The sequence below is a fragment of the Bhargavaea cecembensis genome (assembly GCF_000826125.2).
In the GTDB taxonomy this organism is placed as follows: Bacteria; Bacillota; Bacilli; order Bacillales_A; family Planococcaceae; genus Bhargavaea; species Bhargavaea cecembensis_B.
Map to the genome: position 1 here is coordinate 1,703,629 of NZ_LN651373.1, position 14,913 is coordinate 1,718,541.

General features: G+C 58.6%; 13 protein-coding genes and 2 pseudogenes. 3 read left to right on the top strand and 12 right to left on the bottom strand.

The features are described 5' to 3' along the window. Window positions 1-96: 96 nt before the first annotated feature. The 7 genes and pseudogenes from BN1189_RS13915 to BN1189_RS13940 form a co-directional block, all read right to left on the bottom strand. Window positions 97-609 (bottom strand): adenine phosphoribosyltransferase, encoded by a 513-nt coding sequence (locus tag BN1189_RS13915; RefSeq protein ID WP_040228906.1) that lies wholly within the window; start codon window positions 607-609, stop codon window positions 97-99. Then, entirely contained in the window at window positions 600-1,697 is a 1,098-nt protein-coding gene (locus BN1189_RS13920) for a single-stranded-DNA-specific exonuclease C-terminal domain-containing protein (protein WP_052455873.1), read from the bottom strand. Before BN1189_RS13920 ends, BN1189_RS13915 begins: the two co-directional genes overlap by 10 nt. Beyond that, window positions 1,698-1,853: pseudogene (locus tag BN1189_RS16905) on the bottom strand (hypothetical protein); the annotation flags it as partial. It abuts the gene before it with no gap. Beyond that, window positions 1,832-4,174, bottom strand: a pseudogene (recJ, locus tag BN1189_RS13925) (single-stranded-DNA-specific exonuclease RecJ); the annotation flags it as partial. The pseudogenes BN1189_RS16905 and recJ, both read right to left, overlap by 22 nt. Window positions 4,175-4,191: 17 nt before the next feature. After that, window positions 4,192-4,557 (bottom strand): LapA family protein, encoded by a 366-nt coding sequence (locus tag BN1189_RS13930; RefSeq protein ID WP_052455874.1) that lies wholly within the window; start codon window positions 4,555-4,557, stop codon window positions 4,192-4,194. A gap of 79 nt (window positions 4,558-4,636) precedes the next feature. After that, a complete protein-coding gene (gene secDF / locus BN1189_RS13935) occupies window positions 4,637-6,904 on the bottom strand; it encodes a protein translocase subunit SecDF (protein WP_040228907.1) in 2,268 nt (755 codons plus the stop codon). A 122-nt stretch (window positions 6,905-7,026) separates the two neighbouring features. Beyond that, window positions 7,027-7,371 (bottom strand): post-transcriptional regulator, encoded by a 345-nt coding sequence (locus tag BN1189_RS13940; RefSeq protein WP_052455875.1) that lies wholly within the window; start codon window positions 7,369-7,371, stop codon window positions 7,027-7,029. 91 nt (window positions 7,372-7,462) lie between these two features. Here BN1189_RS13940 and BN1189_RS13945 point away from each other — a divergent pair, with 91 nt between their 5' ends. Then, on the top strand, window positions 7,463-8,974 hold the full coding sequence (locus BN1189_RS13945; RefSeq protein ID WP_040228908.1) for a putative polysaccharide biosynthesis protein: 1,512 nt from the start codon (window positions 7,463-7,465) through the stop codon (window positions 8,972-8,974). A 33-nt stretch (window positions 8,975-9,007) separates the two neighbouring features. Here the strand turns inward: BN1189_RS13945 and BN1189_RS13950 are convergent, their stop codons facing one another. Continuing rightward, on the bottom strand, window positions 9,008-9,646 hold the full coding sequence (locus BN1189_RS13950; RefSeq protein ID WP_040228929.1) for a DUF421 domain-containing protein: 639 nt from the start codon (window positions 9,644-9,646) through the stop codon (window positions 9,008-9,010). A 352-nt stretch (window positions 9,647-9,998) separates the two neighbouring features. On the opposite strand from BN1189_RS13950, the gene BN1189_RS13955 reads away from it, so the two are divergent. Then, the gene (locus BN1189_RS13955) at window positions 9,999-10,274 is read left to right on the top strand and encodes a helix-turn-helix domain-containing protein (RefSeq protein WP_040224721.1); all 276 of its coding nucleotides are present in this window, start codon (window positions 9,999-10,001) and stop codon (window positions 10,272-10,274) included. Beyond that, window positions 10,268-11,146: an IS3 family transposase gene (locus BN1189_RS13960; protein ID WP_052455554.1), complete on the top strand. Its 879-nt coding sequence runs from the start codon at window positions 10,268-10,270 to the stop codon at window positions 11,144-11,146. Before BN1189_RS13955 ends, BN1189_RS13960 begins: the two co-directional genes overlap by 7 nt. A 154-nt stretch (window positions 11,147-11,300) precedes the next feature. Here BN1189_RS13960 and yajC read toward each other — a convergent pair whose 3' ends face one another. The 4 genes from yajC to ruvB are packed head-to-tail and all read right to left on the bottom strand — an operon-like array spanning window position 11,301 to window position 14,815. After that, window positions 11,301-11,564: a preprotein translocase subunit YajC gene (gene yajC, locus BN1189_RS13965; protein ID WP_040228909.1), complete on the bottom strand. Its 264-nt coding sequence runs from the start codon at window positions 11,562-11,564 to the stop codon at window positions 11,301-11,303. Window positions 11,565-11,604: 40 nt separating this feature from the next. Beyond that, a complete protein-coding gene (gene tgt / locus BN1189_RS13970) occupies window positions 11,605-12,747 on the bottom strand; it encodes a tRNA guanosine(34) transglycosylase Tgt (RefSeq protein ID WP_040228910.1) in 1,143 nt (380 codons plus the stop codon). Beyond that, window positions 12,744-13,799 carry a tRNA preQ1(34) S-adenosylmethionine ribosyltransferase-isomerase QueA gene (gene queA, locus BN1189_RS13975; RefSeq protein WP_040228911.1) on the bottom strand — a complete coding sequence of 352 codons (1,056 nt, stop codon included), beginning with the start codon at window positions 13,797-13,799 and terminating at the stop codon, window positions 12,744-12,746. The genes tgt and queA overlap by 4 nt, the downstream gene beginning before the upstream one ends. Further along, window positions 13,799-14,815 (bottom strand): Holliday junction branch migration DNA helicase RuvB, encoded by a 1,017-nt coding sequence (gene ruvB / locus BN1189_RS13980; protein WP_040228912.1) that lies wholly within the window; start codon window positions 14,813-14,815, stop codon window positions 13,799-13,801. Before ruvB ends, queA begins: the two co-directional genes overlap by 1 nt. Window positions 14,816-14,913: the final 98 nt, after the last annotated feature.

Consider the following 14,913-nt stretch of genomic DNA (forward strand, 5'->3'; position numbering starts at 1 on the left):
TCGAATAATATTATTTTAATAAAAAAAAGCGCAGTTTGCAAAAATACGCTTTTATTTTCAAAAATCCCCCCGGAACGTTCCGGAGGGATGCAATGCTCAGTATTTGATCAGTGCGTGGATGTCGTAGCCTTTCAGCTTCTCCCGGCCGTTCAGATAACCGAGTTCGATGAGGAACGCGCAGCCCGCCACGACGCCGCCGAGCTGTTCGACAAGGTCCACCGTCGCTTCGACCGTGCCGCCGGTGGCGAGCAGGTCATCGATGACGAGGACACGCTGTCCCGGCTTGATGGCATCTTTATGGAGCGTCAGGACATCCTTGCCGTATTCCAGGCCGTATTCGACTTTGATCGTCTCCCGCGGAAGTTTCCCTTCCTTGCGTACCGGCGCGAAGCCGATTTCGAGCGCGTAGGCGACCGGGCACCCGATGATGAATCCGCGGGCTTCCGGGCCGACGATGATCTCGGCGCCGACCTGCTTTGCATATTCCACGATCTGGTCGGTGGCGTATTTATAGACCGGCCCGTTGTCCATGATCGTCGTGATGTCTTTGAAGCTGATCCCCGGTTTCGGATAATCATCCACAATTGTCACATATTCTTTTAAATCCATAGTTGCTGCTCCTCCCGGGCGGTGTCCGGAGCGTCCAAGATGGCGCCGATGACCCGCCGTAATTCCATGTAAGGCGAATATAGCAATGCCTGTTCGATCCCGATCTGCCGCTCCAGGCCCTGATAGCTCTCCGATTCCGAGAGATCCCGCTTCGGCGGGTCAGGGACGCAGACGGCAAACCCGTTCTCCATTGTAACAAACCCGAGCTCGAAAAACACCTTTGTCATGAAAATTATTGTATCACGGCTCAGGCCCCGGTGTTTCGCCAGGCGCTCCGCTTCCCGCATGACGTGCAGGCTCCCCCGCTGCTTCAGGAAAGTGTAATACCAGCCGAACTGCTTCCTGTCCGGAAGGCCCATGAAGTACCGGGACTCGGGCACGTGGAAATGCGCATAGACGCGCGCAGGAGAGCAGGATCCGAGGAGCCCTTCCAGCTCCTCGAGCGTTTCCGGAAGGTCGAGCAGCACGACCGACTTGGCGTCAGTCGGCTCAATCTGGCTGCAGATCAGGATGTCCTTGCCGGTATCGGCCCTGAATTTTGCGGCATTTTCTTTTCGGAATGCGATAAACAGTGCATCTGCGGGAATCGACGGCATCCAGCGGGACAGCACCCGCTCGCCGCGCACGTCAAACAGCTGCCAGCCGGATGACTTCAAGTCTTTCAAAAGGAGCTGCGGTTTTTTCCGGCCGTTCCATTCATTGATCTGCAGATCCCCCGCCAGGCTGATCTTCGCATCCGGCGTGAGCTCGTCCTCGATATGGCCGAGTCCGAAGCCGACAACATCCAGCTGTGAATGGCCATCCGTGACAGTGAGCTTCAGGTGGTTCTTCATCGCCCCGATCTTGCGGCTTGATTCAACGGACAGACCGGCAAGTCCGTAGACGGGCTTTGAGAATCCGATCCCAAACGGCGCAAGTTCGCGCAACGATTCGATCGACGGGATGTCGACCTCGTCCAAAGACAGCCGGACGTCGATTTCGAGCACTGGAACGAGGTCTTCGTCCGTCAGGGTCTCTTCCCCCTGGCGGATCAGGTTCTCGCGGAGCGTTTCCACGTTCTCGATCGGCAAGGTCAGGCCGGCGGCCATCGGGTGCCCCCCGAAATGCGGGATCAGTTCGGCATTTTTGGCCAGTTCCTGATAAAGATGGAACCCTTCGATGCTGCGCGCCGATCCTTTGGCAATCCCTTTTTCCCGGTCGAGCGNATCCCGATCTGCCGCTCCAGGCCCTGATAGCTCTCCGATTCCGAGAGATCCCGCTTCGGCGGGTCAGGGACGCAGACGGCAAACCCGTTCTCCATTGTAACAAACCCGAGCTCGAAAAACACCTTTGTCATGAAAATTATTGTATCACGGCTCAGGCCCCGGTGTTTCGCCAGGCGCTCCGCTTCCCGCATGACGTGCAGGCTCCCCCGCTGCTTCAGGAAAGTGTAATACCAGCCGAACTGCTTCCTGTCCGGAAGGCCCATGAAGTACCGGGACTCGGGCACGTGGAAATGCGCATAGACGCGCGCAGGAGAGCAGGATCCGAGGAGCCCTTCCAGCTCCTCGAGCGTTTCCGGAAGGTCGAGCAGCACGACCGACTTGGCGTCAGTCGGCTCAATCTGGCTGCAGATCAGGATGTCCTTGCCGGTATCGGCCCTGAATTTTGCGGCATTTTCTTTTCGGAATGCGATAAACAGTGCATCTGCGGGAATCGACGGCATCCAGCGGGACAGCACCCGCTCGCCGCGCACGTCAAACAGCTGCCAGCCGGATGACTTCAAGTCTTTCAAAAGGAGCTGCGGTTTTTTCCGGCCGTTCCATTCATTGATCTGCAGATCCCCCGCCAGGCTGATCTTCGCATCCGGCGTGAGCTCGTCCTCGATATGGCCGAGTCCGAAGCCGACAACATCCAGCTGTGAATGGCCATCCGTGACAGTGAGCTTCAGGTGGTTCTTCATCGCCCCGATCTTGCGGCTTGATTCAACGGACAGACCGGCAAGTCCGTAGACGGGCTTTGAGAATCCGATCCCAAACGGCGCAAGTTCGCGCAACGATTCGATCGACGGGATGTCGACCTCGTCCAAAGACAGCCGGACGTCGATTTCGAGCACTGGAACGAGGTCTTCGTCCGTCAGGGTCTCTTCCCCCTGGCGGATCAGGTTCTCGCGGAGCGTTTCCACGTTCTCGATCGGCAAGGTCAGGCCGGCGGCCATCGGGTGCCCCCCGAAATGCGGGATCAGTTCGGCATTTTTGGCCAGTTCCTGATAAAGATGGAACCCTTCGATGCTGCGCGCCGATCCTTTGGCAATCCCTTTTTCCCGGTCGAGCGACAGCACGAGCGACGGGCGGTAATACCGCTCGGTCAGCTTCGACGCCACGATGCCGACAACGCCGGGGTTCCATCCTTCTCCCGCCACCGTGAGCACATGGGGGATTGCATCGCCGTATGTATCTTCGACCCAGGTGATCGCTTCATCCGCGATGGCGGCGACCATTTTCTGGCGCTCGCGGTTCCGGTCATCGAGCGAGGACGCCAGCATGGACGCCTCGGCCGGATCGTCCGTGAGGAACATGCGGACGGCCGGATCGGCGTCGCCAAGCCGGCCGAGCGCATTGATGCGCGGACCGAACGCAAAGCCGATCGTCTCTTCGTCGATGTTCGGCTGCGCCACGTCCGCCACTTTGCAGAGCGCCTTGATCGACTGCTCGCCGGTCCGTCGGAGCTTCTCCAGCCCCATTTTGACGATCAGGCGGTTTTCATCTTTCAGCGGAACGAGGTCCGCGACCGTCCCGATGGCGCCGAGGTAAAGCGAATCGGCCGGGAAGTCGCCGGTCAGGGCATGGGCGACTTTCAGCGCCACGCCGACCCCGGCCAGCTCGCCGAACGGATAATCGCCTTCCGGATGGCGCGGATGGATGATCGCATCCGCTTCCGGCAGGGACTCTCCCGGCTCGTGGTGGTCCGTGACGATGACATCCATGCCAAGTCGTTTCGCCGCGGCGATCGGCTCGTTGCCGGATATGCCGTTGTCGACCGTCACGATGAGCGACGCACCCTTCTCGTAGATCTCGGTGAACAGATCGGCGTTCGGTCCGTAGCCATGTTTAAATCGGTTCGGTATTGCATAGAATGCGTCGGCGCCGATGGATTCGAGCGCCTTCATCATGACCGACGTGCTCGTTACTCCGTCCGCATCGTAGTCTCCATATACAGCAATCCGGCTTCCCTGGCGGATATGTTTTTTGATCAGTTCAACTGCGATGTCCATGTCTTTCATGAGGAAGGGATCATGCCAGCTTCCCGTGTCCATGTTGATGAACTCGGACGCTTCGGCGGGATCCGTAAAGCCCCGCGCCGCCAGCACTTTCGCCGCGATCGGCGACAGTCCGAGAGAGTCGGCAAGCAGCTTTTCGGCTCCGTCGCCTGATTTCGGGGTCCTCCATCTCTTCATTGATTCAATCATTTCATCACTTCCTTGCAGTCTATTATAGCACCCCCGCAGCGGGCGCGTCCCGCGTTTACCGGCCGGATCAAAACAGAGCCGCCGCCGGAAAAAATCCGGATGGCAGCTCTGTTTCATTGAAAGGTAATGCTGTTTTAAAGCGTGTCTGGGCTTTCGTCGCCGGCCGGGGCGCGCCTGTCCGCTTCCGAGTCGGCGAAGACGGAGGCGTAGTGCTGGAGTTCGGCGATTTCGTTTTGCTGGTCGGCGATCTTCAGTTCTTTCTCGTTCACTTCTTTTTCGAGGCTTTTGATCTTCCGCTGCGCCACGACCGACCGGAACATCGCCACGAGGCCGCTTGCCGCGGCACCAAGAAGCGCCGAGGCGAGGATGACGAGGATGAGCGGCCAATCCGCCGTACCGAACACGTAGTTCACCGGCACGGCCTCCACGTTGACGATGGCGAACCAGGCGACAATGATGGCGAATACGAGGCCGAGCAGCAGGGTCCATTGGAATCTCAATGGGTTCCTCCTTTCCGTCCATAGAAAAAGACAGGATATACAATGCGTATACCCTGTCTTCCCCTATACAGAAACCGGATCAGACGACTGGTTCGTCCGAGCCCCATTCCCGTTCTTTTTTCTGGACATCGAGTGAGCCCTTTTTCTTGATCTCCCGCTTTTTCAGCACGAGCCAGAGCTGGGCGGCGATGAAGATCGACGAGTACGTACCCGCAATGAGGCCGGCGAAGAGCGCGATCGAGAAGTTCCGGATCGACTCCGCTCCGAACAGCATGAGCGCGAGGACGACGACCAGCACGGTGAAGACGGTGTTGACCGACCGGCCGAGCGTCTGGCGGAGCGACTTGTTCACGACGTTCGCCAGGTCTTCCTCGGTCTCGATCTTCTTCATCTTGTGGAGGTTCTCGCGGATCCGGTCGAATGTGACGATCGTATCGTTGATCGAGTACCCGACGATCGTCAGGATCGCCGCGATGAACGTAATGTCGACCTCAAGCCTCAGGAAGCTGAACAGCGCGATCATGAAGAACGCATCATGAAGAAGCGAGACGATCGAGGCGACGCCCATCCGCCATTCGAATCGGAATGCGACATAGATGATGATCCCGATCATCGCGATGGCAAGCGCCTTGACGGCATTTTCCGCGAGTTCGCGGCCGACTGTCGGGGACACGGTGCTGACGTTCGGATCGTGGCCGTATTCCGCGCTCAGGTCGGACTTCAGCTTGTTGATCTCTTCCTGCGAGAAATCCTCTTTATAGCGGATGACCGCAATATCCTTGTTGTCGCCGGAGACGAGTACATCGTCCGCCGGATGGCCGGCTTCGTCAAGAGACGCTTCCACTTCCTCGATCGTCAGCGGATTGTCGGAAAGGACTTCCACCCGCGTACCCTGCGAGAAGTCGATGCCAAGGTTCAGCTTGAACACGCCGAGGATGATGGCGCCGGCGACCAGCAGGCCGATCGAGATTGTAAAGAACTTGCGGCGGTTGTTGGCAAAATCCAACCGGTCAAAGCGTGTGGTGAGTTCCAGTACATCCAGATGCTCTGATTTCGGATGGATCATTTTTCTTGAAAGACCGAATGCTCCCGGCTTGCCGTCCAGGATGTTGCTGTGGACGAGAAGTCCGAGCAGCATCCGTGAACCCCATACAGCTGTCAGGAAGCTGAGCAGGATCGACAGGATGAGCATCGTCGCGAACCCTTTGACGGAGCTCGTCCCGAAGATGAAGAGCACGACGGCCGCGAGAAGCGTCGTCACGTTCGCATCGAGGATCGCCGTGAACGACGACCTGGATCCGGCACGGAAGGCCTCTTTGACCGTTCCCCCGATCCGGAGTTCCTCCCGGATCCGCTCGTACGTCAGGATGTTCGCATCCACTGCCATCCCGACCCCGAGCACGACGGCTGCGATGCCCGGAAGCGTCAGGACCCCGTTCAGCAGGTTGAAGACGACGAGGACGAGGAACACGTAGACGGACAGCGTGACCGCTGCGACGAAACCGGCGACCCGGTAGTACACCAGCATGAACAGGAGAACGAGCCCGATGCCGATAGCTGCGGCGAAGACGGTCTTGTTGAGTGCCTGTTCACCGAACTGCGCACCGACGGAAGTCGAATAGATTTCATCGAGCTTGACCGGAAGCGCACCCGCGTTCAGGATGCCTGCGAGCTGCTTCGTCTCATCCACGGTGAATGAACCGGAAATCTCGACATCCGACGACATGATCGTCTGGCTGACGTTCGGAGCCGAAATGAACTTCGGATCCGGTTTCTTGACTTCCTCGGCGAATGAATCGACGCCCTCTTCAAAGTCGAGCCAGATGACGAGCTGGTTGTTCGGATACATTTCCTTGATCTCCGACGTGATTTCGCCGAATTTCGAGGCATCCTTCATCTTCAGCGTGACGATCGGCTGTCCCTGGTCGTTGAACGTCGACTTGGCACCGCCGGCGACAAGGTCATCGCCGTCGAGCAGAAGCCGGTCGTTCGTGTCGCGGAACGTCAGGTTGGCCTGCGTCGAAAGCATTTCCCGGGCCGATTCCTGGTCCTCGATCCCGGCCAGCTGGACGCGGATCCGGTTGCCGGATTCGATCTGGATGCTCGGTTCGCTGACCCCGAGAACGTCGATCCGGTTCGTCAGTGCACGGGCGGTGTCGGCAACGACGTCCTCCGTGATCTTCTGGCCGTCCCGGAGCGGCTCGACCTGGTACAGAACCTCGAATCCGCCCTGCAGGTCGAGGCCGAGGCTGACATCTTTTGCAACCTGCTTCGCCGTTCCACCGATCGTTCCGGCAAACAGCAGCAGCAATAGTAGAAAAGCGACGATGCGCCCTCTTGTTTTCATTCTGGTTCCCCCTATTCATTTGCAGCACGAAGGCGTCTTTCTATACTTGAATACGGATATAGGACGCACAAAAAAAGCAACAGTTCCATTATGGAACACGTTGCAAACCGTGTCAATTCAGTTTAGCGGGGATCTGCACCGCCCGGACCCCGCCCGCCCGGCGAGAGCAGTTCCCGGAATTCCTCTTCGTCCAGTCCGGCAAAGGGCCCGTTTGACGATGCTTCCCTCAGTCCTTCCACCTGTGAGTGGGTCATGAAGTTCGCCGGAGAGATCGACAGGATCTCTCCGACCAGTTCATGGATCGGCAACGTTGCCGGATCTTTCTTCTTCCATAACTTTTTCACGCAGTATGCCCATAGATCTTCTTCCGCGATGGCGCCGTAATCGTAGATCCGGAATTCATCCGCCTTGCTGGCAAGTGCCGGCTTCAACAGCTCGAACTGTGCCGCGTCCAGGGTATCGGACATCGTCTCCCCGCCTTTCCGAGTCGTAAGGGCTCGTTCGCCCGCATACGGATATTGTAATGGATTTCGGCCAACATGAGAAGGATGTGGTCAGTTGTCATCATTTTTCAGAGGCACGCTCGTGCTGATGGGCGCGGTGTTCCTTTCGAAGTTCTTCGGATTCGTCTACCGGATGCAGTTCATGAGGACCGCCGGCGAAGAAGCGGTCGGAACGTATATGACCGCCTATCCGGCATTCATCTTCTTCCTGGCGCTGATCCAGCTCGGGCTTCCGATCGGGGTGGCGAAGGTCGTGGCGGAACTCCAGGCCCGCGGCGAACGGAGCAGGCAGATCCAGGTCATGCGGACGTCCGCCGTCCTGTCGGTTGCGGCTTCCATCGTCCTGATCCCGGTGTTCATCCTGCTCATTCCGCCGCTTGCGGGCAAGCTGCTCGGCAATCCCGAAACGTCCATCGTGCTCTACATCTCCCTCGCCGCCCTTCCTGTCGCCACCGCGTCCGGACTCATCCGCGGCTACTTTCAGGGCATTGCGAGGATCGAAGAGACGGCCTGGTCGCAGATTTTGGAGCAGACCGTCCGGATCGCGCTCATCAGCTGGCTTCTTCCGATTCTGGCCGATCCTTCAAGTCCCGCATTCACCGCCGGCATCGCCATGGCGATCACCGGAGGCGCCGAGCTGGCGACGCTCGCCTACCTGTGGATCAAATACCGCCAAGTCAAACGGCGCAACCCGAAGCCGCCTGCCGGCCAGTATCCGCTCCGGCCGCTTCTGTCCGTGTCGCTGCCGTCTTCCGGGAGCCGTCTGTTCGGCTCATTCACCTGGTTCCTTGAGCCGATCGTCTTCATCTGGGCGCTCGGCATGGCGGGCGTCGGCGTCGTGGCCGCCACCTCGCTCTACGGGGTTATCTCAGGCGTGCTGATCCCGCTGCTGCTGTTCCCGGCCTTCATCCCGAACGCCCTTTCCGTCGTGCTCGTGCCGGCCGTCTCGGGCGCGGCGGCTGTGAATGATATCCGCCTGCTGAGGGAGCGGATCCACCTCTCCCTCCGCGTGTCGGCCATCACCGGCAGCATCGCGGCGGCCGTCTTTTTCCTCCACGGGGAAGAGCTCGCCGTCAAGCTGTTCCATATTTCCGACGGCGGGGCCTACATGCTCATGCTGGCACCGATTTTCTTCTTCTACTATATCCAGGGGCCGCTCCATTCGATTCTCCAGGCGATGCAGGAGGCGAAGGCGGCGATGATGAACTCGGTCTACGGCGGCATCGGCAAGCTCGCGGTCATGTTCGTGCTCGCCTCGCAGCCCGGTCTGCAGGAAGCGGGGGCCGTCATGGCGATCGGCTTCGGCGTGCTTGTCACATCATTCCTCCACATCGCCACCCTAAGGCGCAAGCGGGAGGCGTCATCCGGCTTTTCGATGTTCGTCATCCCGTATGTGAGCTTCATCATCACGGCCGCGGCAAGGCCGCTCCTGATCGAGGAAGTGCCATTCGGCATGCTCGGAGACATCGCCGTCACGTCCGGCTTCCTCATCGCACTGCTGTTCCTGTTCCGCTATTTCCGGCTTTCCGACCTGCGCATGCTCCGAAAGCTCGCCAAGCGGTTTTGACCGCGGTGCGGCGAGACGGCGGCAAGGACGGGATCAGCCGGTTTTTTTCGCCTGGATATGCAGTCCTTCGGCTTCAAGCGAGCAGAAGAAGATATGATCGGGCTCGGCATATCCCGATTTTTTGATTTCCTCGAACAGCCAGTCCCTGCTTTTTCCGATCAGCATCAAGTGGGTGTCCTGAACGAAGCCGTCGGTGATGAGCGGGAGGATCGGCGGGCTGCCGTCCTTCTTGAACACCGACAGATTTCCGGAAGGCTCCAGAATCGCGTATTCCACCTCGGTCACCGAACCGACCTGCTGCTCGCGGAGCTGCTGGAGCAGGTCGTCCAGATTATACCGCTGCTTGCGCATCTCGGTCTCATCGATCACGCCTTCACGGATGATCACCGCCGGATCCCCGTCCACCACATCCCGGAACTTCTTGCTCTTTAGCGAGATGAACGAAGCCGTCACCTGGATGATCAGGAGAAGCAGGATCGGCACGACGGACAGGAACAAGCTGGAATCCGGATCATCCAGCGCAAACGCCGCCACCTCCGCAATGAGGACCGAAATGACCAGATCAATCACGCTCAGCTGCCCGAGCTCCCGCTTCCCCATCAGGCGGAGCACAATGATAATAAGCACATACAGGAAAATCGTTCTCCACACGACCGTCAGAAAATCTTCCACCCGCACGACCACCTTTCCCCTGACAGTATGGATGTATCGGATGAAAAACATGCGGCAGGCGGTGAGGGAGTGCACTTTTTCGGGGTGAGTGTTATCGGAGAAGGGGCGAGTGTGATCGGAGAAGGGGCGAGTGTCAACGGAGGCAGTGCGAGTGTGATCGGAGGGAGCGTGGAGGGCATCTTTCATCAGGCTTTCATCAGGCGAGTGAGTCCATCCGGCCGGCCCACTCCTGGAAAATAAAACCTGGACGACTTGAGGCCCGATGCGGACGACTCAAGCCGATGATATGGTCCCCTTAGAGTTTACACCTTGATTCTGTCACACTAGGAGTAACGAAAAGGGGTGCCGAAAAATGAACCAGAAGCGGGATTACGATATAAAAGTGAAAGCAGTGGAGGAATTTTTTGAAGGCTCTTCCACTGAGGAGTTGGCTCTTTCGTACAATGTCTCGGATCGGACGATCCGACGCTGGGTCGAAAAAGTGGAGATGGATGGCTTCGAGGCTTTGCATGACGCCAGGGGCAAGAATGGCCGGAAACCGTCGGATGAGAAGGATGCTCTGATTGAACTGCAGAAGGCGGAGATCCTCCTCTTAAAAAAGCTCTTGGATCTGAAAAGGGGGTGTTAAGCAAACAAGATAGTTTCCTGTTCATCGACCTGAATAAGGACACCTTTTCGGTCTCCCTCCTCGCGGAGGCGTCGGATGTCTCCCGGCAGGGTTATGCCAAGTGGAAGAAGCGGCAGGATCACTCTGCCCAGGATCTCAAGGATGAGCAGATGTTTCACTATATCTCCAAGGTGTTCGCCAAGTCCCGGGGAACCTATGGGCGACGCCGGATCAAGCTGGCGCTCCAGAGAGAGTTCGGGCTCACCGTCAATATCAAGCGAATCTCCAGAATCATGCGCCGATATGGGCTCAAATGTCGGATTCGCCGCAAAGGGTACCGTCACGGCGGTACAGAGGGGAAGGTGGCGCAGAACCTCTTGAAGCGTAACTTTAAAGCCACGAAGCCGATGAAGAAATTCTCGGTGGATATCACATACGTGCGCGCTTTCGTTCCTACGGAACACTGGACCTATCTGTGCGCCATTAAGGACCTGTACGACGACTCGATCGTAGCATTCGCCTACGGGCCGAACCAGGACACCGGCCTGGTCCTGGAAGCGCTCGAGATGCTGGAGAAGGTGAAAGGGAACCGGAAGAAGGCCATTATCCACAGCGACCAGGGCAGCCAGTTTATGAGCCTGAGATACCAGAAACGCCTTCAGTCGATGAACCTGACACCGTCCATGTCACGGCGCGGCAACTGTTGGGATAATGCATGCATCGAGAGCTTTTTCAGTCACTTCAAAACTGAGATTGCCTGCTTTGGCGACCCTCGGTCTCTTGAGGAGCTTCGGATTGCCATCGAGGAATATATCTACTTTTATAACCACGAACGCCTCCAGCTCAAGCACGGCGTGCCTCCTGCCGAGGTCGGAAGTGTGTTGGCTGCCTGAATCTTTATCGGACAGAATCAACTGTAAACTTGACAGGGACCAGACCACCAGATGCGGACGACTCACTGCTTTTTAAAAAACACAGCAAAAAGCTGCACGCCCGGCGGAGGTGATTCCGTGGGGGCGTGCAGCTTTTATGGTTGGCTTTCTCTTTTTATGCCTCGTTGACGACACGGCCGATTGCCGCGCGTTCAAATTGCAGGCGGGAGCCATCCGAGCATTTCAGGAAAACGGTCGAGTCGTCCACTGCATCGATTGTGCCGTGGAGGCCGCCGATTGTGACGACATCATCACCGCGTTTCAGTTCAGATTGCATTTTTTGTGTGTTTTTCTGCCGCTTTTGCGCCGGGCGGATCAAGAAGAACCACATGACGGCAAACATCAGGATCAGCGGTGCCAGTGCTACTAATGTTTCCATTCATTCTCCCCCTTTCTTGCATGGTTTCAGTATACAGGGTTCAGAAGTTTTTTGCATTCGGTTTATTGTAGCCGTACTGCTCAAAAAATTCTTCGCGGAAATCGCCGAGCCGGTCTTCGCGGATCGCCTGGCGCACCTGCTCCATCAGATTGAGCAGGAAGTACAGGTTGTGATACGAAGTGAGCCGGATGCCGAACGATTCCTCCGCCTTGATGAGGTGGCGGATGTACGCGCGGCTGTAGTTTTTGCATACGTGGCAATCGCAGTTCGGGTCGAGCGGGCCGAAGTCGCGGGCGAATTTCGCGTTCCGGACGACGAGCCGCCCTTCACTCGTCATGAGCGTCCCGTTCCGCGCGATGCGGGTCGGGAGCACACAGTCGAACATGTCGACTCCGCGGATCGAGCCGTCGATGAGGGCGTCCGGGGACCCGACGCCCATCAAGTAGCGCGGCTTGTTCTCGGGCAGAAGCGGCGTCGTGAAGCCGAGCACTTCGTTCATGACGTCTTTCGGCTCCCCGACCGAGAGGCCGCCGATGGCATAGCCCGGGAAGTCGAGGGAAACGAGGTCCGCCGCACTTTGTTTGCGCAGGTCTTCGTACTCGCCGCCCTGGACGATGCCGAACAGCGCCTGGTCATCCGTCCGGGAATGGGCGGTGAGGCAACGTTCCGCCCAGCGGGACGTGCGCTCCACGCTCGCCTTCATATAGTCATGGGAAGCCGGGTAAGGCGGGCATTCATCGAAGGCCATCATGATGTCCGATCCGAGCGCATTCTGGATCTCCATCGACTTCTCCGGACTCAGGAACAGCTTGCTCCCGTCGAGGTGATGGCGGAAATGGACGCCCTCCTCCTCGATTTTCCGCATGTCGCTGAGCGAGAACACTTGGAAGCCGCCGGAATCGGTGAGGATCGGACGGTCCCAGTTCATGAACTTGTGCAGCCCGCCGGCTTCCTTGATGATGTCATGTCCCGGGCGGAGCCAGAGGTGATACGTGTTGCTCAGGATGATGCCGGCGCCGATTTCCTTCAGTTCCTCGGGCGACATCGTCTTGACGGTCGCCTGCGTGCCGACCGGCATGAACGCCGGCGTCTCAAAGGAGCCGTGCGGCGTGTGGACGATTCCGAGGCGCGCGCCGGTCTGCTTGTCTTTCTTGATCAGTTCGTAAGTGACTGCTGGAGTCATTCGGTTCTTCCTTTCCTATCCGTCGGCTTGATGAACATCGCATCGCCGAAGCTGAAAAATCGGTACTGTTCTTCAACGGCATGCTTGTAGGCATCCAGGATGATCTCTTTGGATGCGAGTGCGGAGACGAGCATGATGAGCGTCGACTTTGGCAAGTGGAAATTCGTGATGAGCCCGTCGATCGCCTTGTATTCGTATCCCGGATAAATGAAGATCGAGGTCCAGCCGCCGGCCGCGACGATTTCCCCGCCGTGTTCGGAGGCGATCGTTTCGAGTGTCCGGGTCGACGTCGTCCCGACAGCGATGACTCTGCCGCCGGCCGCCTTCACCCGGCGGATCGACGACGCGGCCTCTTCGGAAACGCTGTAGTACTCGGAGTGCATTTCATGCTCCTCGATCGAGTCGACGCTCACCGGGCGGAACGTGCCAAGCCCGACGTGGAGTGTGATGAACACAATCTCCACGCCTTTCTCGCGGATCCGTTCTAGCAATTCCTCGGTGAAATGAAGGCCGGCGGTCGGTGCAGCGGCGGAACCGCGTTCCCGTGCGAAGACGGTCTGGTAGCGGTCCTGGTCATCGAGTTTTTCGTGGATATACGGCGGCAGCGGCATTTCTCCGAGACGGTCGAGCACTTCGTAGAAGATGCCGTCGTACTCGAATTTGAACGTCCGGCCTCCGTGATCGGAGACGCCCGTGCAGACCGCTTTCAGCAGGCCGTCGCCGAATGTGACGACCGTGCCGGGCTTCACCCGCTTCGCCGGCTTTGCCAACGTCTCCCACTCGTCGCCGCCCTTGTCGGTGAGGAGCAGGACTTCGATTGCGGCGCCCGTCTCTTCCTTTGTCCCGAGCAGGCGCGCCGGCAATACTTTCGTATCGTTCAAGACGAGGCAGTCGCCTTCCTGCAAGTATCCGAGGATATCCGGGAACTGCCGGTCCTCCACTTGCCCGGTTTCCCGGTCGACGACCATGAGCCGGGAACTGGTCCGGTCTTTCAGCGGGGTCTGGGCGATCAGTTCTTCCGGCAGATGAAAATCAAAGTCTTCAATGTTCATTACAGGTTCCTTCTTCCGTCTTCCGGCATGTCCATGCCGAAATGTTCATAGGCTGCGGGCGTGGCCATCCGCCCGCGCGGCGTCCGCTGCAGGAATCCGATCTGCAGCAGATACGGTTCGTACACGTCTTCGATCGTGGCGGATTCCTCGCCGATGCTTGCGGCGATCGTATCGAGGCCGACCGGGCCGCCGCGGAACCGCTCGATCATCGCGGTCAGCAGCTTGTGGTCAATATGATCAAGCCCGTTCGAATCGACCTGGAGCATTTCAAGCGCTTCTTGCGCAATGGGAAGCGTGATGCTCCCGTTCCCCCGGACCTGCGCATAGTCGCGCACCCGCTTTAACAGACGGTTGGCGATCCGCGGGGTTCCCCGGGAACGCATGGCGAGCTCCGCCGCGGCGTCCCGGTCGATCGGCGCGTCAAATATATCCGCGCTCCTGACGACGATTTCGGACAGCGCGTCCTGGTCATAATAATCAAGGCGCAGCGGTACGCCGAACCGGTCGCGGAGCGGCGCGGAAAGCGATCCGGCGCGCGTCGTGGCGCCGATCAGCGTGAACGGCGGGAGGTCAAGCCGGATCGAACGCGCCTCCGGGCCTTTGCCGACGACGATGTCGAGCGAAAAATCTTCCATCGCCGGATAAAGGATTTCCTCTATCGCCCGGCTGAGGCGGTGGATTTCGTCGATGAACAGCACATCCCCCGGCTCGAGCGAGGAGACGATCGCCGCCAGATCGCCCGGCCGCTCGATCGCCGGCCCGCTCGTCGTCCGGAAGTTGACCCCCATCTCGTTGGCGATGACCGCGGCGAGCGTCGTCTTTCCGAGTCCCGGAGGCCCGTACAGCAGCACATGGTCGAGACATTCTTCACGGCCCTTCGCCGCTTCGATGAAGATGCCGAGGTTGTGCTTCACCCGGTCCTGTCCGATATACTGGCCGAGCAGCTGCGGCCTGAGCGACTGTTCAAACCGTTCGTCGAATGAGGAAATCTCCCCTGAAATGACGCGCTCTTCCATTTTGGCACCTCCCTTTTCCATTCATCCCCGGCACCCGGCCGGTTCATTCCGTTATTCAGCCCTGCTTGAGCAGCAGGGCGAGTGCGCGCTTCATATAG